Annotated in this window: 17 protein-coding genes; 2 read left to right on the top strand and 15 right to left on the bottom strand. The window is 55.5% G+C overall.

Going from position 1 to position 22,503, the window contains the following annotated elements:
- Positions 1–28: 28 nt before the first annotated feature.
- The 13 genes from ACLTX1_RS00085 to ACLTX1_RS00025 form a co-directional block, all read right to left on the bottom strand.
- Positions 29–742 (bottom strand): GNAT family N-acetyltransferase, encoded by a 714-nt coding sequence (locus tag ACLTX1_RS00085; protein WP_412330298.1) that lies wholly within the window; start codon positions 740–742, stop codon positions 29–31.
- On the bottom strand, positions 742–1,770 hold the full coding sequence (locus ACLTX1_RS00080) for a M42 family metallopeptidase (RefSeq protein ID WP_412330297.1): 1,029 nt from the start codon (positions 1,768–1,770) through the stop codon (positions 742–744). The genes ACLTX1_RS00085 and ACLTX1_RS00080 overlap by 1 nt, the downstream gene beginning before the upstream one ends.
- Positions 1,763–2,794, bottom strand: coding sequence for a M20/M25/M40 family metallo-hydrolase (locus ACLTX1_RS00075; protein ID WP_412330296.1), 1,032 nt, complete (start codon positions 2,792–2,794; stop codon positions 1,763–1,765). The genes ACLTX1_RS00080 and ACLTX1_RS00075 overlap by 8 nt, the downstream gene beginning before the upstream one ends.
- Before the next feature lie 96 nt (positions 2,795–2,890).
- A complete protein-coding gene (secG, locus tag ACLTX1_RS00070; protein WP_176821445.1) occupies positions 2,891–3,139 on the bottom strand; it encodes a preprotein translocase subunit SecG in 249 nt (82 codons plus the stop codon).
- A 356-nt stretch (positions 3,140–3,495) separates the two neighbouring features.
- Entirely contained in the window at positions 3,496–5,724 is a 2,229-nt protein-coding gene (locus ACLTX1_RS00065; protein WP_412330295.1) for a DNA gyrase subunit A, read from the bottom strand.
- A 26-nt stretch (positions 5,725–5,750) separates the two neighbouring features.
- Complete coding sequence (locus ACLTX1_RS00060; RefSeq protein WP_395507117.1) at positions 5,751–7,733, bottom strand: type IIA DNA topoisomerase subunit B; 1,983 nt, start codon at positions 7,731–7,733, stop codon at positions 5,751–5,753.
- Positions 7,734–7,838: 105 nt separating this feature from the next.
- Positions 7,839–9,812: an ATP-dependent zinc metalloprotease FtsH gene (ftsH, locus tag ACLTX1_RS00055; RefSeq protein WP_395507118.1), complete on the bottom strand. Its 1,974-nt coding sequence runs from the start codon at positions 9,810–9,812 to the stop codon at positions 7,839–7,841.
- Positions 9,813–9,892: 80 nt separating this feature from the next.
- Complete coding sequence (gene hpt / locus ACLTX1_RS00050) at positions 9,893–10,435, bottom strand: hypoxanthine phosphoribosyltransferase (RefSeq protein WP_308448860.1); 543 nt, start codon at positions 10,433–10,435, stop codon at positions 9,893–9,895.
- A 45-nt stretch (positions 10,436–10,480) separates the two neighbouring features.
- Positions 10,481–11,833 (bottom strand): tRNA lysidine(34) synthetase TilS, encoded by a 1,353-nt coding sequence (gene tilS / locus ACLTX1_RS00045; RefSeq protein ID WP_412330294.1) that lies wholly within the window; start codon positions 11,831–11,833, stop codon positions 10,481–10,483.
- Entirely contained in the window at positions 11,823–13,202 is a 1,380-nt protein-coding gene (gene dnaB, locus ACLTX1_RS00040) for a replicative DNA helicase (RefSeq protein WP_308448777.1), read from the bottom strand. Before dnaB ends, tilS begins: the two co-directional genes overlap by 11 nt.
- Positions 13,203–13,314: 112 nt before the next feature.
- The gene (gene rplI / locus ACLTX1_RS00035; protein WP_176821439.1) at positions 13,315–13,764 is read right to left on the bottom strand and encodes a 50S ribosomal protein L9; all 450 of its coding nucleotides are present in this window, start codon (positions 13,762–13,764) and stop codon (positions 13,315–13,317) included.
- Between the two features lie 67 nt (positions 13,765–13,831).
- Positions 13,832–15,808 carry a DHH family phosphoesterase gene (locus ACLTX1_RS00030; protein ID WP_412330293.1) on the bottom strand — a complete coding sequence of 659 codons (1,977 nt, stop codon included), beginning with the start codon at positions 15,806–15,808 and terminating at the stop codon, positions 13,832–13,834.
- A 57-nt stretch (positions 15,809–15,865) separates the two neighbouring features.
- A complete protein-coding gene (locus ACLTX1_RS00025) occupies positions 15,866–17,905 on the bottom strand; it encodes a ribonuclease J (protein WP_412330292.1) in 2,040 nt (679 codons plus the stop codon).
- 649 nt (positions 17,906–18,554) lie between these two features.
- On the opposite strand from ACLTX1_RS00025, the gene nifS reads away from it, so the two are divergent.
- Both nifS and nifU read left to right on the top strand, forming a co-directional pair.
- A complete protein-coding gene (gene nifS / locus ACLTX1_RS00020; protein ID WP_176821437.1) occupies positions 18,555–19,754 on the top strand; it encodes a cysteine desulfurase NifS in 1,200 nt (399 codons plus the stop codon).
- 45 nt (positions 19,755–19,799) lie between these two features.
- Positions 19,800–20,249, top strand: a complete 450-nt coding sequence (gene nifU / locus ACLTX1_RS00015; protein ID WP_176821436.1) for a Fe-S cluster assembly scaffold protein NifU — start codon at positions 19,800–19,802, stop codon at positions 20,247–20,249.
- 64 nt (positions 20,250–20,313) lie between these two features.
- Here nifU and ACLTX1_RS00010 read toward each other — a convergent pair whose 3' ends face one another.
- Both ACLTX1_RS00010 and feoB read right to left on the bottom strand, forming a co-directional pair.
- Positions 20,314–20,481, bottom strand: a complete 168-nt coding sequence (locus ACLTX1_RS00010) for a FeoB-associated Cys-rich membrane protein (RefSeq protein WP_395590400.1) — start codon at positions 20,479–20,481, stop codon at positions 20,314–20,316.
- Positions 20,478–22,503, bottom strand: a 2,026-nt coding sequence (gene feoB, locus ACLTX1_RS00005; protein ID WP_412330291.1) for a ferrous iron transport protein B, incomplete at its 5' end; no start/stop codon positions are given. The genes feoB and ACLTX1_RS00010, both read right to left, overlap by 4 nt.

Below are 22,503 nucleotides of genomic sequence, written 5' to 3'. Positions count from 1 at the left end.
GCAAAAGCCTTCCTTTATCTGAATTATTTTAATTGCATAATTTTCCCTGCGCCCATGCGCCGCACGGTTTATAGCCCAAAGCGTCATAAAACGCCTCGTTTTTACTTTCTTCGCGCAGGATATACACCGTGCCGCTCGGCAGCATTCGCTCCATTTTTCGGACAACCGCCGTGCCAAGCCCCCTGCGGTGAAATTTCGGCAGCACCGCCACAGCAGAAATGAGGCTCGCGCTTTCGCCGAGCACTGCTGCAGCCACTGCGACGGTCTTCCCATCTGCCGAAACACCCGCGCAGCGCACCGTGCCGTGCCGCATGCGGTGAGATAAATCGAGGTAAAACGGCTCGAACTCCCCCACCATGCCGTTTGCTTTCAGCACAGCATAAATCTCTCTCGGAGAAATTTCCTCCGCAGGATGCACAGTCTCATTTCGCAGCGATTTTTGCAAAATTGCGCCGCTTTCGGTGATGTTTAGCCCCAGCTTTTCGGCATTCTCCGCGCTGTACACGACTTCATTTGTGCCCACCGCACGCAAAAACGCACGCGCCTCGTCCGCGTCGGTGATCTCCCCCGCAATGCAGACGGAGCCGTCCGTTTTTCCGTAGGCGGCTTCCCCGTCCGTCCAAAACTGCGCGAACGACTGATGAAAGCCATACGCCTGCGCTTTAGACCGGATCTGGCAGCCAAACGGAGAACTTCCGCACGGCATAGAGAGCGCTTCTAAATTTTCCGCAAGACGGATCATTACAGCTTGCCGCCGGAAATTTCCGCCATCATCAGCGCCGTCAAGTCAACAACCGCCTCTATGTCCTTTTCGGTCGTCATCGCGATCGCGCTGTGGATATAGCGGCACGGGTGCGAGATCGTCAGCGTCTTCACGCCGCCGCGGGAAACGTGAATGGTGCCCGCGTCTGTGCCGCCGGCGCGCACGGTCTTCGGCTGCACCGGAATATTGTTTTCTTTACCGAGCGCCATCGCGCGGCGGAAATAATCCTTCGGGTAAACGGTGCGCATATCCGTAAGGGAAATGACTGCGCCGCCGCCCATTTTGCACGCTGCGTCCGTCGGGCTCACGCCGGGAATATCGCCCGCCGTCGTACCCTCCAGCACAAGCGCCGCATCGGGCTCCAGAATATACGCCGCCGTGCCCGCGCCGCGCAGGCCAATCTCCTCCTGCGTGGAGAAGACGAAATACGTGTCGTATTCGAGCGGGCGCTGCATCAGCGTGATGAGCGCAAAGCAGCCCACGCGGTCATCGAGCGCCTTCGCCTTCACCGTACCGTGCACGTGCTCAAAGAACGGCACAAAGCACGCGTTGTCGCCAATCTGCACCAATGTCTCGGCTTGCTCACGTGTATCTGCGCCGATGTCGATGGCGAGTTCGTTCACGGGCACGGGCTTTTCAAATTCATCGCCCTTGAGCAAATGCACCGGCTTTGCGCAGATGACACCCGGCGTTTTGCCGCCCACCAGCACATCACGGCCGGAGAGCACCTCCGGACGGATATTGCCGACCGTCGTGAACTTCAAAAGACCGTTTTCCGTGATGTTTGTGATGACAAAGCCCACTTCGTCCATGTGAGCGCAGAGCATCAGCTTCTTCTCGGGACGCTTTTCGCCCTTTTTAAACGCCAGAATGTTGCCGAGCGGCGAAATGTGAATCTCGTCCGCATACGGCTCAATTTCACTTAAGATCACGCTGCGCACATCGTCTTCCTCGCCGGAAACACCGATGGTGCGGGTAAGCTTTTCCAGAATTTCATAGTTAAGCATTCGGCTGCGCCTCCTTATCCGTGATATACGCCGCGATGAGCTTTGCGATGTTCTCCATATCCTCAAAATCGCAGACCTCCGCCGGGGTGTGCATGTTGCGCTGCGGCACGGAGATGAGCCCCGCGCGCACGCCGCCGCGGGTGGTGCTGATCTCGTCGCAGTTCGTACCCGTTCTGCCGCCCATGGCTTCCAGCTGATACGGGATATTTTCGCGCTTTGCGAGCTCGACAAGCTTTTTGCTGATTTTTCTGTCCAGCGCCGCGGAGAAGCCGATCATCGGCCCTTTGCCGAGCTCCGCGGTAAGCATGCTCTCCGCGTCCGGCTGCTTTGCGAACGAAACGTCCACGGCAATGGCCTCGGTGGGCTCAAGTGCATACGCAGAGACCTGCGCGCCCTGCCCGCCGACCTCCTCCTTTGTGGAGCACAGCACCATAACGCAGCAATCGGGGTTCTGTTCATTTGCAAGCTGTGCGGCGCGGATGACGCACGCGCAGCCCGCACGGTCGTCGAGCGCCGTGCCCGTGATGCGGTTGCCCATAAGCTTTTTCAGCGGGCGCGTCAGTGCGGCGCGGTCGCCGACAGCGACGAGCTTCTCCACTTCCTCTTTCGGAAGCCCTAAGTCAATGCACTGCTCCGCAACGGGCTTTATCTTATCATCGCCCTTTGCAAGGTGCGGCGGCAGCGTGCAGCCGATGCCCGTGACGGTCTCCGTGCCGAACACGGTAACAGGGCTGCCCGGCAGCGTGCGGCGGTCCACACCGCCCACATTCGTCACATGCAGAAAGCCGTTTTCGTCAATGTCCGTCACGATCATACCGATCTGGTCAATGTGCGCGTCCAGCAAAATGCGGCGCTTAGAACTCAAATCGCCGAAAATGCCCACAACGCCGCCAAGCTCGTTCTCACACACCTCTTTGCAGAAGCCGAGCTCCTTTTTCGCAACTTTGAACACGTCGCCCTCACAGCCGGATGTGCCGTGCTCTGCGCACAGCGCGCGGGTGAGGCGTTCAATCTCTTCAAACATGATATTCCCTCCTAAAACCTGATTTATAAAAACAAAAGCCCCGCATTCCGAATGGAGACCCATCGAAAAGCGAGGCGCATTTCCGCAAGTATTGACTTACTTTGTGAAATACATAATGATGTTGATCACAAGGACCAGCACAAAGAAGCCGATCGCAATGAACTTTGTCCAACGAGCAAGGAACGCATCCATGGAACGCGCCTTATTCTTGGAAAGGAACGTATCCGCGCCGCCGGTAATCGCGCCGAGGCTCTGCTGATGGCCTTCCTGCAACAGTACGACAATGATGATCGCCAGTGCGAAAAGAAGCAGAACGATACCGAAAATAATTTCAACAGCACCCATATATTTTACCTCCTCTTCAAGAGACTTAACGCTAATTTTATTCGTAGCTTAATTATGATACCATACAAAGCGGGATTTTGCAACAGGATTTTTTGCTTTTTTCCTGCATATTCCGCCGTCCTACGTCCATACTGATACCAAGGCAGTCACAGTCAGGCGTTTGTGCGCGCCAAAACGGACCGTGCGGCAAAACCGCACTTTCGCGTCACACGAGCGGGGTCTTTCCCGGGCGGGCGGCGCAGTCCATGGTGCGGACTGTATGCTGCCCGCCCTTCAGTAGGACTGAACGCTCCGCCGCGCAGGCCACACGCCTGCACAAACGGAACGCCAAACGGTCTTGCCGGAGGGCTGATTTTTTACAGCGAGATCTGCTCGCCGCCCTCCTCTCCGTTCGGCAGTGCGCCGAGCGCCGGAATCTTCTTTCTGTACCGCGACGGGTTCTGCAGCTCGTCTTCTTGGTAGATATGCGCGTCCGTAATGCGTTGGCCTTTTTTCAGGTTCATCACCGCCACGCCCTGCGTGCTCTTTGTCGTCTTCGGGGCGATGAGCGCCGTGTTCATGAGCAGTCGTCTGCCGCTTGAGGACGTCAGCAGCACATCGCAGTCTTCCAAGATTTGCAGCGCCGCCGCAAGCGGGGCCTTGTCGGAATACGCGTTAATGAGCTTTCTGCGGTTCGTCTTCGTGTAGTACGCGGAAAGCTCCACCTTGGCGACCTTGCCGTTATCAAAAACAAACAGCATATAGCCCTTAAAGTCGGTCGTTACAGCCATGTACGCAGCGCTTTCGCCCTCGTCCATCTGCACGCGCGCAGGCACATATTCGCCCATCACGCTCGCTTTGGTGTCGGCAAAATCCGCCGCTTTCAGTTTATAGACCTGCGCTTTGTCGGAGAAGAACAAAAGCTCTGCCGCGTTTGTCGATTCCATCTGTTGGGCGATCTCGTCGCCCTCTTTCAGCTTTTGGTCGCCGCCCATGCGCAGGGAAAGCGGGGTGATCTTCTTAAAGTAGCCTTCTTTCGTGAAAAACAGGTTCACCGGGTAATCCGGCACAGTCTCCACGGGCTCTTCTTCGGCAATTTCCTCCGCGTACAAAATATGGCTGCGGCGCGGCTGGCCGTACTTCTGCGCGATTTCATTCAGCTCGCGCACAATAATCGTCTTAATGCGCGTTTTTGAAGCCAAAATTGCCTCAAGGTCACGAATTTCTTCCTCTAAGCTGTTCACCTCTTCGGTGCGCTTTAAGATGAACTCGCGGTTTAAATGGCGCAAACGGATTTCCGCTACATATTCGGCCTGAATTTCGTCGATGCCAAAGCCGATCATGAGGTTCGGCACAACTTCGCTTTCTTCCTCGGTCTCACGCACAATGCGCACGGCTTTATCGATGTCGAGTAAGATTGCCTTGAGGCCGTAGAGCAGATGCAGCTTCTCTTTCTTCTTCGTGAGGTCGTAGTGCGTTCTGCGGCGGACACATTCCATTCTGAACGCCGTCCACTCCTCAAAGAGCTCACGCACACCCAGCACACGCGGAATACCCGCGATGAGCACGTTAAAATTGCAAGAGAAGCTGTCCTCCAGCGTCGTCATGCGGAACAACCGCTGCATCAGCTTATCGGGGTCTGCGCCGCGCTTCAAGTCGATCGTGATCTTGAGTCCGTCCAGACCCGTCTCGTCTCGAATGTCGGTGATTTCTTTCACCTTGCCCTGCTTCACAAGGTCGATGATCTTTTCCACAATGGCTTCAATGGTCGTTGTCGGTGGAATCTGGGTAATATCGATGCAGTTTGCGGATTTATCATACGTGTAGCGCGAGCGCACCTTGATGCTGCCGCGGCCTGTTTTGTAGATTTGCTCCATCGCCGCGCGGTCGAAAATAATCTGCCCGCCGCCCGGGAAGTCCGGCGCCTGCATCGTCGTAAAAATGTCGTGCTTCGGGTCACGGATGAGCTCCGCCGCCGTGGTGCACACTTCGGCGAGATTAAACGGGCAAATGGACGACGCCATGCCAACCGCAATGCCCGTGTTTGCGTTGACGAGCACCGAGGGGAACGCCGCCGGCAGCAGCGTTGGCTCTTTCATCGTACTGTCGTAATTGTCGACAAAATCCACGGTGTCCTTGTCGATATCGCGGAACAGCTCGCGGCAGATGGGGTCAAGGCGCGCTTCCGTGTAACGGGAAGCCGCCCACGCCATGTCACGGGAATAAAACTTACCGAAGTTGCCCTTAGAGTCTACATAGGGGTGCAAAAGCGCCTCGTAGCCGCGGGAAAGACGCACCATCGTGTCGTAAATCGCACTGTCGCCATGCGGGTTCAGCTTCATCGTCTGACCGACGATGTTCGCGCTTTTCGTGCGCGCCGAGCCGAGCAGGTTCATTTTGTACATCGTATAGAGAAGCTTTCTGTGCGAGGGCTTAAAGCCGTCAATCTCCGGGATGGCACGGGACATAATAACGCTCATCGCATACGGCATGTAGTTCTGCCGCAGCGTGTCGTTGATGTCCTGCGCCTGAATTTCACCCGCGCCCGCAATAAAGCCCTGCATCTTCGGCGTATTTTCTCTTTTCGGCTGTTTTTTTCTTGCCATGCTTTACGCTTCCTTTCGTCAGAGCTTTAAGAAATATCGAGGTCATCGAGGTACTCGCTGCCGTGGGTCGCAATGTAGTCCTTACGGCCCGTAAGATTATCGCCCAGCAAGATATCAAACATCTGCGCCGTCCTTTCGGCATCGCCGGGCTTCACCTGAATCAACCTGCGCGTTTTCGGGTTCATCGTCGTCAGGTTCATCATGTCCGGGTCGTTTTCACCCAGACCTTTCGAGCGCTGAATCGTAAACTTCTGGCCCTCAAGCTGCGTCAAAAACTCGTCCTTTTCGCGCTCGTTATACGCAAAATACGTCTTGTCCTTCGCCGTAATTTCATAAAGCGGCGATTCCGCAATGAACACCTTGTGCTCTTCGATGAGCTGCGGCGTCAAACGGTACAGCATCGTCAACAGCAGCGTGCGGATCTGGAAGCCGTCCACGTCGGCATCGGTGCACAGGATGATCTTGCTCCAGCGCAGCGCGTTGATGTCGAACGACGCAATGGACTTGTTCGCCTTCGACTTTACCTGCACGCCGCAGCCGAGCATCTTAATGAGATCGGTGATGATCTCACTTTTGAAAATCTTGTCGTAATCCGCTTTCAGGCAGTTCAGAATTTTACCGCGGATCGGCATCACGGCCTGATAGTTCGGGTCGCGCGCCTGTTTGACCGCACCGAGAGCGGAATCGCCCTCCACGATAAAAATCTCACGCTCGGAAACATCCTTGCTGCGGCAGTCCACAAACTTCGCCACGCGCCCCGTGATATCCATTTTGGCCGTCAGCTTGCCCTTTAAGTTGAGGCGCGTTTTTTCGGCGTCCTCGCGGGAGCGCTTGTTGATAAGCACCTGTGCGCCGATTTTCTCCGCCTCAATGGGGTTTTCGATGAAATAAATTTCGAGATTATGGCGGAGCATCTCCACCATCGCTTCCTGAATACCCTTGTTGTTGATGGCCTTCTTTGTCTGGTTCTCATAGGAGGTCATCGTGGAGAACGAGGACATGACGATAACAAGGCAATCCTCCACGTCCTGAAATTTAATTTTGCTTTCGGATTTATTATACTTGCCGTTCTGCTTCAAATACGCGTCGATCTGGTACACGAACGCGTTCTGCACGGCCTTGTCCGGTGCGCCGCCGTATTCCAGCCAGCTCGAGTTGTGGTAGTATTCCGTCAAATGCACGCGGTTGGAAAATGCCACCGCAGCGTTGATCTTCACATTGTAAAGCGGCAGGTCTTCGCGGTCGCGCACGCGCTTTTCGGACTGCCAGAACTGCACGGAGGTCAGCGCATCTTCGCCCACCAGCTCGCGCACATGATCTAAAATGCCGTTTTCGTAGCAGAATTCCGTCGTCTCGAATTTGCGCGGCGAAACTTCATTTTTTAAAATAAACTTCACGCCCGCGTTGACGATGGCCTGCCGCTTGATGATATCCGTGTAATAGTCCGCCGGCACGTCAATGTCCGTAAACACCTTGATATCCGGCTTCCAGCGAATGCGCGAGCCCGTGACCTTCTTGCCGTAAGGCTCCTTATTGAGTCCGCCTATGTTCTCACCGTGCTCAAAGTGCAGCGTGTAGCGGAAGCCGTCGTAGCGAATATCCGCGTCCATGTATTCGGAGGCATACTGCGTAGCGCATAGACCGAGACCATTCAGGCCCAGCGCGTAATCGTAGTTGCCGCCGTCATTGTTGTTATACTTGCCGCCCGCATACATCTCGCAGAACACAAGCTCCCAGTTGTAGCGCTCTTCGCGCTTGTTGTAATCCACCGGGATGCCGCGGCCGTGGTCTTCCACCTCAACGGAATGGTCGGCATAGCGCGTAACGGTGATCTCCTTGCCGTAGCCCTGGCGCGCCTCATCAATGGAGTTCGAGAGGATCTCGAAAATCGCGTGCTCGCAGCCGTCGAGACCGTCTGAGCCGAATATGACCGCCGGACGCAGACGTACACGGTCCGCGCCCTTCAGACTTTTGATGCTGTCGTTGCCGTAGGTTTGCTTTTTAGCCATTCACCATGTTCCTTTCCTCAAGCGGGCAAAATAACACCCGCACGGGATTGCCCATAAACAAACGTAAAGGGAATGCAAATGAGCACATTCCCTTTCGTTAAAAATTTATTCGTTCGTGTTCGCTTCCGGTTCCGTTTGCGCTTCGGTCGGCAGCTCTGTCGTTTCCGGCGCTGCCGCTTCTGCCGGGATGATGCCCGCAGCGGCAGTCTGTGCGCTCGGCAGCAGCTTGCCGTTCATCACGTCAAGGAACTCGTCGGCGTCCAGCTTTTCGCGCTCAAACAGCACACCCGCCAAACGGTGCAGCAGGTCAATGTGTTCGGAGAGCACCTTCTTCGTCTTATCGTACGCGTCGCAGATGATGGACTTAATCTCCTCGTCAATCTCCGCGGCGGTCTCCTCGGAATAGTTCGAGACATGACCCATCTCCTTGCCGAGGAACGGATTGCTGCTGTCCGCACCGTACGTGATCGGACCAAGACGGTCGCTCATGCCGTACTTTGTGACCATCGCGCGGACGATCTTCGTGGCACGCTCAATGTCGTTCGATGCGCCCGTGGAAATATCGTCAAGCACCAAGGCTTCCGCCACACGGCCGCCCAGCAGCACGATGAGCTCCTCGCGCATCTCGTTGCGGCTCTGGTAGGACTTATCCTCCGTCGGCAGGTGCATCGTGTAGCCGCCTGCCATGCCGCGCGGGATGATGGAAATCTGGTGCACCGGGTCCTGCGAATCGCAGAAGTACGTCGCAATGGCGTGTCCTGCCTCGTGGTACGCGGTCAGCTTCTTCTCTTTGTTTGTCATCACGCGGCTCTTCTTTTCGGTGCCGACAACGACCTTGATCGTCGCTTCCTCGATTTCCTCCATCGTGATGGACTTGTGGTCCTTGCGGGCCGCAAGCAGCGCCGCTTCGTTTAAGAGGTTCTCAAGGTCTGCACCGGTAAAGCCGGCGGTGGATTTTGCAATGGTAGAAAGGTCAACATCCGGTGCAAGCGGCTTGCCCTTTGCATGTACGCGCAGAATATCCTCTCTGCCGCGCACATCCGGGTAGCCCACCATCACCTGGCGGTCGAAACGGCCGGGACGCATCAAAGCCGGGTCCAGAATATCCGGGCGGTTCGTTGCCGCAATCATGATGACACCCTCGTTCGCGCCGAAGCCGTCCATCTCAACGAGCAGCTGGTTCAGCGTCTGCTCACGTTCGTCGTGGCCGCCGCCGAGACCCGCACCGCGCTGGCGGCCCACGGCATCGATCTCATCAATGAAGATGATGCACGGGTGGTTTTTCTTGGCTTTGTCGAACAGATCACGCACACGCGATGCACCGACGCCGACGAACATCTCCACGAAGTCGGAACCCGAAATGGAGAAGAACGGCACGCCGGCCTCGCCTGCAACGGCGCGCGCCAAAAGCGTTTTACCGGTGCCCGGAGGGCCAACGAGCAGCACGCCCTTCGGGATGCGCGCACCGAGCTCGTTATACTTATTCGGACGTTTTAAGAACTCCACAATTTCGCGCAGCTCTTCCTTTTCTTCGTCCGCGCCCGCCACGTCCGCAAACGTCGTGCGGCGCTTTTCGTCGTTTATTTGCTTGACTTTCGCTTTGCCGAAATTCATCTGGTTTCCGGCTCCGCCGCCGCCCATGCGCTTCATCATGAATACCCAGAACGCCACAAGCAGCGCGATCATCAGTAACGTCGGAATGAGGCTGACAAGCCAGCTCGTCTCCGCCGGGCGGATGACATCCTGCGTCATGCGGTTATTCGGATGTTCCTCGTTATACGACTTGATGTAGTCCGAAACGTCGTTGTAGAACAGGTTCACGTTCGGCACCGTGTAGCGCACAACGGATTCCTTTTTGCTGCTGTCCTCTGTCACGGTCAGCTTCATCTCGCCCGTGCCCAGGTTCAGCGAGTATGCGCTCACCTTGCCGTCTTCAAAGTAAGACAGTACATCGGAGTATTTCAGCCCCGTCTGGTCTGCCCCGCGGTCAAACAGAAGCAAAAGCAGCACGACGAGCAAAATCGGAATGCCGAGGTAGATCAAAAGATTGCGAATGATTTTTTTGTTGTTGCTGTTCAAGTTCCGACCTCCCGGAAATCAAATTGGATACAAAGTGTATCCTTAAATAGAAACAGAAACTTTTTTATCAAAACGGAAGCTTAGACTTCACCGTAGACTTCAGGTTTCAAAACGCCGACAAACGGCAGGTTTCTGTACTTCTCATCAAAATCGAGACCGTAGCCCACGATGAACGCATCGGGAATATCGCAGCCCTTGTATTTTGCGTAGACCTCCACCTCGCGGCGCTCCGGCTTATCGAACAGCGTGCAGATCTCAATGCTGTTCGGCTCGCGGCTTTTCAAAAGGTTTACAAGGTAGTGCAGCGTCTTGCCACTGTCGAGAATATCCTCAACAATCACGATATCATAGCCCTTCAGGTTGATGTCGAGGTCCTTGATGATCTTGACAACGCCGGAGGTCTTCGTGCCGGAGCCGTAGCTCGAAACGCACATGAAATCGATGCGGGCCGGAATCGTAATGGCGCGCATAAGGTCTGCCATAAAGACGACAGAACCCTTCAAAACGCTGACAAGCAGCAGGTTTTTATCGGCGTAATCGTGGGAAATTTCCGCGCCCACGCGCTTGACCATGCTGTCGATGTACGCTTCGCTGTACAAAACTTCCTTGATATCGTTTAACATTGTGTTTTCCATTCGGATGACCCTTTCCTCAAAATTCTTTCCGCTTTATATGCGGGTTATGCCTGCCGTGTCCGTCACCGTAAGCTCCAGTGCCGGGAAATTCGGCTTTGCCGCATAGCCCTCCGCCGCGCCGACCGCTTCGATCCAGATGATCTCACCGTCTTTTTCAAGCAGCAGCAAACGGTCGCGCGCCGCCGCCGGAATGCGCAGTTCATTCAGGATTTTTTTGACCGATTTCGTCACGCCGCGCCCTGCGGGTCTGAAAACATCGCCCGCGCGCCGCGTCCGTACTCTCGGAACATTCGTAATTTTATCACAATCCGAAAAGTTTTGGAATAACAAATTATGAACTTTCCGGTTGATTTCTTCTTTTTCGGGAATTTTTTTCTCCACAAACAGCGTTTTCCCGTTCGGAAGCACGTTTTCGCCCGCTCTCAGCGGAACAGAAAACACATTCCGGTCTATTAGCTCCCGGTTTTTTCGCACCGTGAGCGTGTCCTGCTTCGCCTCCAGCACGATGTCCCCCGGCAAAGAGAGGCTGCCGCCCATGAAAACGCAGCCCGCCGCCCTGCAAATGTGCTCATAAGAGAGCCGCCCGTAAGACGATAACAGCAGTTCCAGCGCCGCGCGCAGCACCGCCTCGTGTGCGGTCCGCAAAGCTTTCAAGTCATACCCGTAAGGCGTTTTCGCTTTACAGAGCAATTCATTCGCGCACGAAAACACAAATTCATTCTGCAACCGCATGCTCTCCGCAAAGCGAGACGTCGCCTGCGTCATCTGCGGGTTTACATTCTTCAGCACCGGCAGCACGCTGTGGCGCAGCTTATTGCGCGTGTAGTCCACCGTCAAATTCGTGGAATCTGTCACATAGTCAAGTCGATATACTTTACAAAGATGTTCCACCTCTGCGCGGGAAATGTTCAAAATCGGGCGATAAATTCTGCCGCGCCGCGGCGGAATGCCCCCTGCACCGTGCGGCCCCATGCCGCGCGTCAGGTTCAAAAGCAGCGTTTCGGCATTATCGTCGGCGTTGTGCGCCGTGGCGATGCACCCGCTTTCCCTTGCTTCCTCCGCAAAGCACGCGTAGCGCACGCGCCGCGCGCATTCCTCCACGCCCTCGCCGCTTACGGCCGCAAGCGCGGGAATATCCTTATAAATCACCTTGCAGTGAAGTTCAAGTGCTTTACAGTAGTCCTGCACAAATTCCGCGTCGCGGTCGGCTTCCGCCCCCCGAATACCATGGTGCACATGCACCGCAAGCAAACGCTCCGCGCCGTACTTTTGTGCAAGCAAATACGTCAGCAGCACGGAATCCGCCCCGCCGGAAAGCCCCACGACAATTTTTCCCGTCTCCGGCAGATCATACCGCACGCGGGCGAGAATGTCCTCAGTTTTCATGACGCACAACTTCCTGCGATGTAAAGCGCATGAACTCACCCTGCCAGTGCAGCGGCACGCTGCGCAGATCGCCGTGACGGTTTTTTGCCACGATGACCTCGGCGCTGTTTTTGTCCACGTCTTCGGGCGAAGCCTTTTCGTTCGCGTAGTATGCGTCTCGGTATAGGAACAGCACGATGTCGGCATCCTGCTCGATGGAGCCGGAATCTCGCAGGTCAGAAAGTACAGGACGGTGCTCCTGCCGTTTTTCACCCGCACGGGCAAGCTGCGCCAATGTCACAACCGGGATATTCAGCTCTTTCGCCATGATCTTGAGGCTTCGCGTGATCTCGGAAATTTCCTGCACGCGGTTATCAATGCGCTTTGCACTGTTCATCAGCTGTAAGTAGTCGATGATGACAAGATCAACATTTTTTAAACGACGTACCTTTGCTTTCATCTCCGGCACCGTAATGCCCGGGGAATCATCGAGGTACAAATCAGCCTTAGAGAGAATATCGCCCGCCTCCACAAGGCGCGTCCATTCGCCCTCCGTCAAGTCACCCGTGCGCAGCTTTGTGCCGCCGACGAGTGCCTCCGTGGAAATGATACGGGAAGCGAGCTGCTCCTTGCTCATTTCCAGCGAGAAAAACGCCACGCGCTTGCCCGCCGTGATGGCGGCATGGCGCGCAATGTTCAGCGCAAAGCTCGTTTTGCCCATGCCGGGTCGTGCGCCGATGATGACAAGGTCGGAGCGGTTCAGGCCCGTGATCGTGTTATCCAGCTCGCGGATACCCGTAGGGATGCCGCGGTACAGGTCTTTATCCGGCGAATTCAAGCGGTCAAGGCGTTCAAACGTCTCAAACAGCACTTCGTTCAGGCGCTCAAGCCCCTTTAACGCCTTGCCCTGGCGGATGTCAAAAATGCGCTGCTCGGCGGAATCCAAGAGGAGCGAGGTTTCGCCGGTGTCCTCCATGGCGTCATCCAAAATGCCGCGCGCCGCCTGAATGAGCATACGCAAATCGTAACGGTCACGCACAATGGTGCAGTAACGCTCCACATTCGAGACGCTCGGCACAAGCTGCGCAAGCTGCATCAGATACACCTTTCCGCTGCCCTCATCGAAGTTTTCCTCTTCGCGCAGGTGCTCCAACAGCGTGACGAGGTCCACCGGCTGGCCTGCCGTGAACATATCGAGCATCGCGCTGTAAATCGTGCGGTTATTGACCTGATAAAAATAGTCCGCGCGCGGCAGCATTTCCGCCACGGTCGAGAGACAGTCGGGCTCCAGCAACACCGCGCCCAGCACCGCCTGCTCGGCCTCTGCGCTGAACGGCATCACCGTTCCGGGCAGTGCCGGCGTATTCAGTTGAAAATTATCTTCCGGCATTTTTACCACCCTTTTTTGAGTGAAATTACTTCAAAGTGAAAACGATTTTCTGATCGTAAACGACTTTTAGTCATTGCAAAATTTAATGCTGCGCATTAAGTGCATCAGGCTTTTACTGTGCTTCGGTCACCGATACCGCCAGCTTCGCGGTGATGCCGTTATAGAGCTTCACCTCAATGTGATAGCCGCCGAACGCCTTGATGTCGGTGTCGAGGTGGATCTTGCGCTTGTCGATGTCGAAGCCGTACTGCTTTTTAATCTCCTGCGCAATCTCCTTTGCGGTGACGGAGCCGAACAGTCTGCCGCCCTGGCCCGCCTTTGCGGTGATACGGACGGTCTTGTCCTTCAAAGCTTCCGCAATACGCTGCGCTTCTTCGGTCTCGGTTTTCACTTTATATGCCTTGGAGGCCTCGGCGTTTTTCAGCTCGTTCATCACCTGTGCGTTCGCTTCCTTTGCAAGCTTGCGCGGCAGCAGGAAATTGCGTGCGTAGCCTTCTGCTGCATTGATGAGCTCGCCTTTTTTGCCTACACCTTTTACATCTGCTAAAAGTACAACTTTCATGGTCGTATCTCCTATCGTTTAAATCTATCGCTAAAGCAGTCAAACGGCTTCGCGCCGCTTTGCCGCATTAGTTATTCTTTTTCGTCGCTTCGGAAAGCTTTTCGTCCAGCACGCGGATGAGTGCCTTGCGCACATCGTTCGTGGTGCTGTTTTTAATCTGCGCGCCCGCCATGTTGAGGTGACCGCCGCCGCCGAATTCCTCCAGCAAAATCTGCACGTTCACGTCGCCGAGGCTTCGTGCCGAAATGGCAATCTCATTGCCCACGCGGAAAATGACGAACGACGCGCGCACGCCCTGAATGGACAGCAGCTCGTCCGCCGCCTGCGCCGCCGCAATGCGCACATTCGGGAATTCCCAGTTGGAGCACGCAATGGCGCAACCCTTGTAAACCTCTGCACCTGCCACAAGCTGAGAGCGCTCTTTATAGGTATCGAGCGAATTTGCAAACATCTTCTTCACTTCCACCGTGTCGGCGCCGCGGCGCTTTAAGTAGGCGGAAGCTTCAAATGTGCGCACGCCCGTCTTCAAAACGAAGTTTTTTGTGTCCAGCATAATGCCGGAAAGCAGCGCCGTCGCTTCTTTTTTATTGAGCGCGGAGCTGTTGATATACTGCACGAGCTCCGCCACCATTTCGGAAGCCGAGCTGGCGTACGGCTCATGGTAAAAGATGATCGCGTTTTCAATGTGCGTCACCATCATGCGGTGGTGGTCGATGACGACCACACGCGGAATGGCCTTTAAAACTTCTTGGCTCTCCACAAACGAGGTGGAATGTGTGTCCACCACAATGAGAAGCGAGCGCTGCGTGCAGCGGTCGAGCGCCTCCTGCGGGGTGATGAACATGTTTTCATACTCCGGCTGGTGCTCAAACGCGTTGATAAGCGTCGTCGCCATAGAGCGGCCCTTGTCGATCACAATGCTCGCACGGCGGTCAAGGCCTTTCGTCACAGCCGCCCACATGCCGACCGCCGCGCCCACGGCGTCAAGGTCGGAGTTCGTGTGCCCCATGATGAAAATATGGTCGCTCGATTTAATGTGGTCGGAAAGCGTCGCGGCAATAACGCGCGTGCGCACCTTGTCGCGCTTTTCAACACCCTTGGAGAGGCCGCCGAAGAACTCGTATGTACCGTCCTGCTGGTAGATGGCCACCTGGTCGCCGCCGCGGCCGAGCGCCATTTCCAGTGCCTGACGGGCATGCAGTTCGCTTTCCGTCGCCGTTACGCCCGCGCGGCCGATGCCGATGGAGATCGTGGCAGACATGTTATTCTCACCCTTCACGGCGCGCACGCTGTCCAAAACGGCAAAGCGCTTCGTTTTGGCTTCTTCAATGTGCTGGTCGTCCGTGATGAGCATATAACGCCCGTTCGTCATGCGGCGCAGAAAGCCCTCCATGGTGTCGATCGCCCAGCTGCGCAGGACGGATTCCACCTCGGACGTGATGCGGGAATCCTCACTGCCGGAGGCATCGCGCGTCAGCTCCTCGCGGTTATCAAACGAGATAACCGCAATGACCGTGCGCTTTTCGTGATAATCGCGCTGAATCCGCTTATAATACGTGTCGTCCACAAAGTAAAGCACACTGCCGCTTTCGGTGCGCAGGCCGTAGGCCGTAAACTCGCGGTCGCCGTAGGAAACGGAGGTTCCGTTTTCGGATAAAATCTGACGCAAAGTCTTCGGGTAAATGTACGCCGCAATGTTATCGCCGCAGCCTTCGCCGTTCTCGGTGAATAAATCCTGAAAGCGCTCGTTCGTCCAGACGATGTCGCCCGCCGAGCCCAGCACCGCAAGGGGCAGCGCAAACTGCCCGAGGTTGCGCTGTTCGTCGGCGGAAAGCACCTTTCTCGCAGCTCTGAGCGCCGTGTACACATGCACGCGGTAATGCAGGTCGGTCATGATAACCGCTGCCAAACACAGGCCGGAAACCGTGATCTCCACCGCAAACAGAATTTTATTCTGCGTATAGCTGAAGCACGCCATAATGAACATGACCGCTGCCATAACATAATAGACCGGCGAGGTCGCCCAGATGCGTCGCTTGTTCATTTCCCGTCTCTCCTTCTGAGGGGAACCCCCAAGAAACTAATCTAACTTAAACTGAATTTAAACTTCCATGATGATCGGCAGGATCATCGGGCTGCGCTTTGTGCGGTTATATAACAGTCTGGAAAGATTGTCGCGCACGCGCAGCTTAATGGCGCTCCACTCGCGCACGTTTTCGTCCGCGCACTGCTCAATCGTGCTGTTGACAAGCCGTCTCGCCTCGTCCATCAGCGCCTCGCTCTCGCGCACATACACAAATCCACGGGATACGATATCCGGACCGGAAACAACTCTGCCGGAGCCTGCCTCAATCGTGCACACCGCAATGATGAGACCGTCCTCCGCAAGGTGCTTTCTATCGCGCAGCACAATGCTGCCGACGTCGCCCACGCCGAGGCCGTCCACCATAACCGCGCCCGCCTGTACATCGGGCAGCTGTTTCATGTAGTCTTCATGAATCTCCACCACGCTGCCGACATCGCCGATGAAAATGTTCTCCGGCGGCATGCCCATGCTGACGGCCACGCCCGCATGCTTGCGCAGGTGCTTCTGCTCGCCGTGCACCGGGATGAAGTACTTCGGCTTCGTCAGCGCCTGAATAAGCTTCAGCTCTTCCTGACACGCGTGGCCGGAAACGTGCACCTCGTACATGGATTCGTACACCACATCGCAGCCGCGCTTCAAAAGCTCATCTACAACGGTGCCGACCATCTTTTCGTTGCCCGGAATGGGGCGCGCGGAAATGATGATCATGTCGTCCTCACCGACCGCGACCTGACGGTGGTCGGCAAACGCCATGCGGGTAAGCGCAGACATCGGCTCGCCTTGGCTGCCCGTCGTGATGAGCACAATCTGCTCCTTCGTGTAACGGGAGATCATGTTGAGGTCGATGAGCAGACCGTCCGGTACTTTGAGATAACCGAGCTCGCTCGCAATGGACATGACGTTCACCATGCTTCTGCCGGAAAGTGCCACTTTTCTGCCGTACTTTTCCGCGCAGTTGATAATCTGCTGCACGCGGCTGATGTTCGACGCAAACGTCGCGATGATGAGCCGCTTTTTATTCGCTTCCGCGCGGGCAAAGAGCGCGTCAAACGTCGCGTTCACCTTCTGCTCCGTCTGTGTGTAGCCGGGGCGCTCTGCGTTCGTAGAGTCCGCCATCAGCAGCAAAACGCCCTCCTGACCGAGCTGCGCAAAGCGCGCAAGGTCGATCATGCCGCCCTGCGTGGGGGTGAAATCGATCTTAAAGTCGCCCGTGTGGACAATGACGCCCGCAGGGGTGTGCAGCGCAAGACCCACAGCGTCGGAAATGGAGTGGTTTACGTGGATAAGCTCCACGTCGAAGCAGCCGAGCTGAATGTGCGAGCCCGCCGTTGTGACGTTCAGCTTCACATAGCCGAGGTTGTGCTCCTTGAGCTTATTCGCAATCAGCGCCACCGTCAGCGCCGTGCCATACACCGGCACATTGATCTTTTTGAGCAAATACGGCAGGGAACCGATGTGGTCCTCATGACCGTGCGTGATGACAATACCGCGGATGCGGTCCTTGTTTTTCTCTACAAATGTGAAATCCGGAATAACCGCGTCGATGCCGGGCATTTCTTCGTCCGGGAAGGCAAGGCCGCAGTCCACGATAACCATGTCGTGGTCGCACTCAATCCGCGTGACGTTCTTGCCGATCTCATTTAAGCCGCCGAGGAAATACGCGCGCACAGAGGGCTTCTGCTTTGTGCGCCTGCCCCTGCCCTTGTTATTTTTCGTCTGCGTACTTTTTGTTGTCTTAGCGGGTGCTTTTTCACCGTTTGGGGCCGATTTTACCGTTTTCGTCGTCTTTTTGTGTGCGTCCGTGTTTTGCGCGGTACGCGTGCGCTTCGGCTTCGTCTCTTTTGTTTCGCTCACGGTTTGCTGTGCCGCTTCTTCTTTTACCTGCGCGTTTTCCGTTCTGCGCGTTTTCTGGCGTCTCACCGGCTTTTCGATGGGGCCGGAAATCTTGCCGATGAAGCTTTCCCCTGCACCGCTGAGGGGCTGGTCCTGCTGCTTTGCAGGCGCGTCGCCGAGCGACGTTAATTTCGTCATTTTTCTGATTCTTTTTTCTGCCAAATTGACCTTCCTTTCAAATAACACAGGCGCACTGTCGCAATTCACGCAAGAATAAGGTATACAAAAGCACCAACCGATGCTCTACGCAGTGTCGCCTTTCGGCATGAGCAGAATAAAACGCACGCAAGTCCGCGCCGCCTTCTGCTTTTCTTTCTTCTGTTTTTTCCGTTCAACACATGTAAATCAAAACACCGCAGCGTTTTTTTCATTATCCGTTACACGTACCGTTTACGTGCAAAGTGTCAGCCGTTCACGCATGCGAAAAATACCCGCACACAAAAAGATAATTCTATTTTACGCTATTCTCCCCGTGCTGTCAAGCCGCGTGCCGTTTCGCTCTGTACGGAGTTTGGGCACACCGCAGAGGTTCTATTCCCATATTCTCCCGATTTTTTGTGTTCTGTACGCCGGTTTTCAAAAAACGGCCGCCGTTTTCTTCCATTTTGTACGGAAAACTCTCGTTCGGGGCCTTTATTTCCTGCTTTTTCAGAAAAATTTTGACTTTCTGGAATTTCCCTATTGAAAAGTATACCAATTTGGTGTATATTTATCTCGCTGAGGAAAGAATATGCGTATCCCGACCGATCGACCCCAAATGCGTTTTCTGTTCCCTCACAAAAAACACTATCCGAAAGGTACTGATAAAGCTATGGAAAACAACGGCAAGAAGATCATCTATGCGGACAACGCCGCTACCACTGCCGTCTCCCCTGCGGTGCTTGAGGCTATGCTGCCGTACTACACCGAATGCTACGGCAACCCGTCAAGCCTGTATGCGCTCGGCACGGCTGCAAAAAAGCCGCTTGAGGAAGCACGTGCAAAAGTAGCAAAATGTCTCGGTGCAGAGCCGAATGAGATCTACTTCACAAGCTGCGGCAGCGAAAGTGACAACTGGGCCATTAAGGGCGCAGCGCACAAGATGCTGAAAAAGGGCAAAAACCACATCATCACAAGCAAGTTTGAGCACCACGCGGTGCTGCACACCTGCGCAGCGCTCGAAAAAGAGGGCTTTGAGGTCACGTACCTCGACGTGCATGAAAACGGCATCGTCGTCCCGGAAGAGCTCGAGGCCGCCATCACCGATAAGACCGGCCTTGTCACCATCATGTATGCCAATAACGAGATCGGCACCATCCAGCCCATCCCGGAGATTGGTGAAATCTGCAAAAAGCATGGCGTTTGGTTCCATACCGACGCCGTACAGGCTGTCGGCAATGTGCCGATCAACGTAAAAGAGCAGAACATTGACATGCTGTCCCTCAGCGGCCACAAGTTCCACGGCCCGAAGGGCGTCGGCGTGCTGTATATCAAGAAGGGCATCATCCTGCCGAACCTCATCGATGGCGGTGCACAGGAGCGCGGCCGCCGCGCCGGCACCGAAAACGTTGCAAGCATTGTCGGCCTCAGCGTTGCGCTCGAGAACGCCATCAATACGATGGACGAAAAGAACGCAAAGCTGCGCCGCATGCAGGATAAGCTCATCACGGAGCTTTCAAAGATTGACCGCAGTCATTTAAACGGCGACCGCTACCACCGTCTGCCGGGCAACGTGAACTTCTCCTTCGAAGGCGTTGAGGGCGAATCCATGCTGCTGATGCTCGACCTTAAGGGTGTCTGCGCTTCTTCCGGCAGCGCCTGCACCAGCGGTTCTCTCGACCCGAGCCATGTGCTGCTTGCCATCGGCCTTAAGCACGAGGTTGCCCACGGTTCCCTGCGTCTCAGCTTCAGCGACGTGAACGACGAGAGCGACGCCGATTACATCATCGAGGTGCTCCCGAAGATCATCGACCGTCTGCGCGCCATGAGTCCGCTGTGGGATGCGATCATCCACGGCCGCACAATCTCTTAATTTTAAAATAATCCGGTACGAATGTACGAAAGGAAATGAAACGATATGGCATACAGTGCAAAAGTAATGGAACACTTCTCCAACCCGCACAACGTTGGCGAAATCAAAGATGCAGACGGTGTCGGTGAAGTCGGCAACCCGAAGTGCGGCGACATCATGCGCATGTACATCAAGGTCGATAACGACGTCATCACAGACGTAAAGTTCATGACCTTCGGCTGCGGCGCGGCCATCGCGACAAGCAGCATGGCGACCGATCTTGTAAAAGGCAAGACGATCCCGGAAGCTCTGAAACTGACGAACAAGGCAGTCATGGAAGCGCTGGACGGTCTTCCGGCCATCAAGATTCACTGCTCCGTTCTGGCCGAGCAGGCCATTAAGGCTGCGGTCTCCGATTACTACCGCCGCCGCGGCATCGACCCCACCCCCATCGTGGGCGAGATCAAGGATGCCGACGAAGCACACGAGCACGGCGTCTCCGAAGAAGACGAATAAGTTAAGATAACGAAATCTCCTGCCTCTTTCGGGAAGCAGGAGATTTTTTTATGCTCTGTTCTTTTTATGCTTTGTTTTTCTGTTCCGGCTTTGCGCAAGAGCCGGCGCAGTGGGTGCAGTCCCCGCCGCAGCCGCCGGTCTTTCCTTTTTGAATTGCCCGCACAGCAAAAAACACCGCTATGACGAGCAAAAGGAACACAAGAACCGTGCCTATGTTCAGCTTATCCATCATATAAACAGCGACCCCATGCCGTACACAAGCCCCGCCATCAGCCACGCGATGACGCACTGACCGATGACGACACCTGCCGCCCATTTGCCGCCAAGCTCGCGCTTTACGGACGCAATGGCCGCCACACACGGCGTGTACAGCAGGCAGAACACAAGCAGGCTTACGGCGGAAAGCGGCGTCAGCAGCGTTGTAAGCGCCGTGGAGGAACCGAACAGCACCGTCAAGGTAGACACCACGCTTTCCTTTGCCATAAAGCCCGTGATGAGCGCCGTAGAGACGCGCCAGTCGCCAAAGCCGAGCGGCGCAAAAATCGGTGCAATCCACCCGGCGACGACCGCCAAAATGCTGTCTTTGGAATCGGAAACGATGTTAAAGCGCAGGTCAAACGTTTGCAGGAACCAAATGATGATGGTCGCAACAAAAATGACCGTAAAAGCGCGCTGTAAAAAGTCCTTCGCCTTTTCCCACAAAAGCTGTGCCACGTTTTTCGCGCCCGGCACGCGGTAGTTCGGCAGCTCCATCACAAACGGTACGGCCTCACCCTTAAACATCGTGCCGCGCATGAGCAAAGCCATCAAAATACCGACCAAAATGCCGGTGAAATACAAAATGACCATCACAAGTGCACCCTTGCCCGGGAAAAACGCCGCCGCAAAAAAGCTGTAAATCGGCAGCTTTGCGGAGCAACTCATAAACGGCGTGAGCAGAATCGTCATTTTACGGTCGCGCTCGGAAGGCAGCGTGCGGCTCGCCATCACACCCGGAACGGTGCAGCCGAAGCCGATGAGCATCGGCACCACACTGCGGCCGGAAAGTCCGATTTTGCGCAATAACTTATCCATCACAAACGCCACGCGCGCCATGTATCCGCTGTCCTCCAGCAAAGAGAGGAAGAAAAACAGGGTCACGATGACCGGCAGGAAGCTCAGGACACTGCCAACACCGTTGAATACGGCGTCAATCACAAGGGAATGGAGCGTCTCATTGACGTTCCATACGGTAAAGAGGTGATCCACCACGTCCGTCAGATAGCCGATGCCCAGCTCCAGAAGTGTCTGCAGCGCTGCTCCGATCACGTTGAACGTCAGGAAAAAGACAGCCGCCATGATCGCGATGAAGCACGGGATCGCCGTGTACTTTCCGGTGAGAATCCGGTCCATGCGCACGCTGCGCAGATGCTCTTTGCTCTCGTGCGGCTTCACGACCGTCTCAGAACAGATCTTTTCGATAAAGGTAAACCGCATATCCGCAATGGCTGCGGCACGGTCGAGCCCGCGCTCTGCTTCCATCTGTACGATGATATGCTCCAGCGTCTCCTTTTCATTTTCATCCAGCCCGAGCTGATCCAGTATGAGGTGGTCGCCCTCCGCGAGCTTCGCCGCCGCGAACCGCACCGGGATCCCTGCCTTTTCTGCATGGTCCTCGATCAGGTGCATGATTCCGTGCAGGCAGCGGTGTACCGCTCCGCCATGATCCTCCGCGTCACAGAAGTCCTGCCGTCCCGGCTTTTCCTGATACTTTGCCACATGCAATGCATGCTCGATCAGCTCTCCGATACCCTCATTTTTCGCTGCGGAAATCGGGATGACCGGGATGCCGAGCAGCTTCTCCATCTCATTGACAAGCACGGAGCCGCCATTGTCGCGCACCTCATCCATCATGTTCAGGGCGAGCACCATCGGCACATCGAGCTCCATCAGCTGCATCGTCAGATACAGGTTTCGCTCAATATTCGTCGCATCGACGATATTGATAATGCCCTTCGGGTGCTCATTTAATACGAAGTTCCGTGTCACGATCTCCTCGCTGGAGTATGGGGACATGGAATAAATGCCCGGAAGGTCGGTCACGAGCGTGTTCTTGCGGCCGCGGATCATACCGTCCTTGCGGTCGACCGTCACGCCCGGGAAATTTCCGACGTGCTGGTTGGAGCCGGTGAGCTGGTTGAACAGCGTCGTCTTGCCGCAGTTCTGGTTGCCCGCCAGCGCAAAGGTGAGCACGGTGCCGTCCGGCAGCGGATTC

The organism is Hominenteromicrobium sp., from assembly GCF_046974225.1.
Taxonomy (GTDB): domain Bacteria; phylum Bacillota; class Clostridia; order Oscillospirales; family Acutalibacteraceae; genus Hominenteromicrobium; species Hominenteromicrobium mulieris.
The sequence above is the reverse complement of the archived record's forward strand: the minus strand, read 5'-3'. Positions and strand labels throughout refer to the sequence as shown.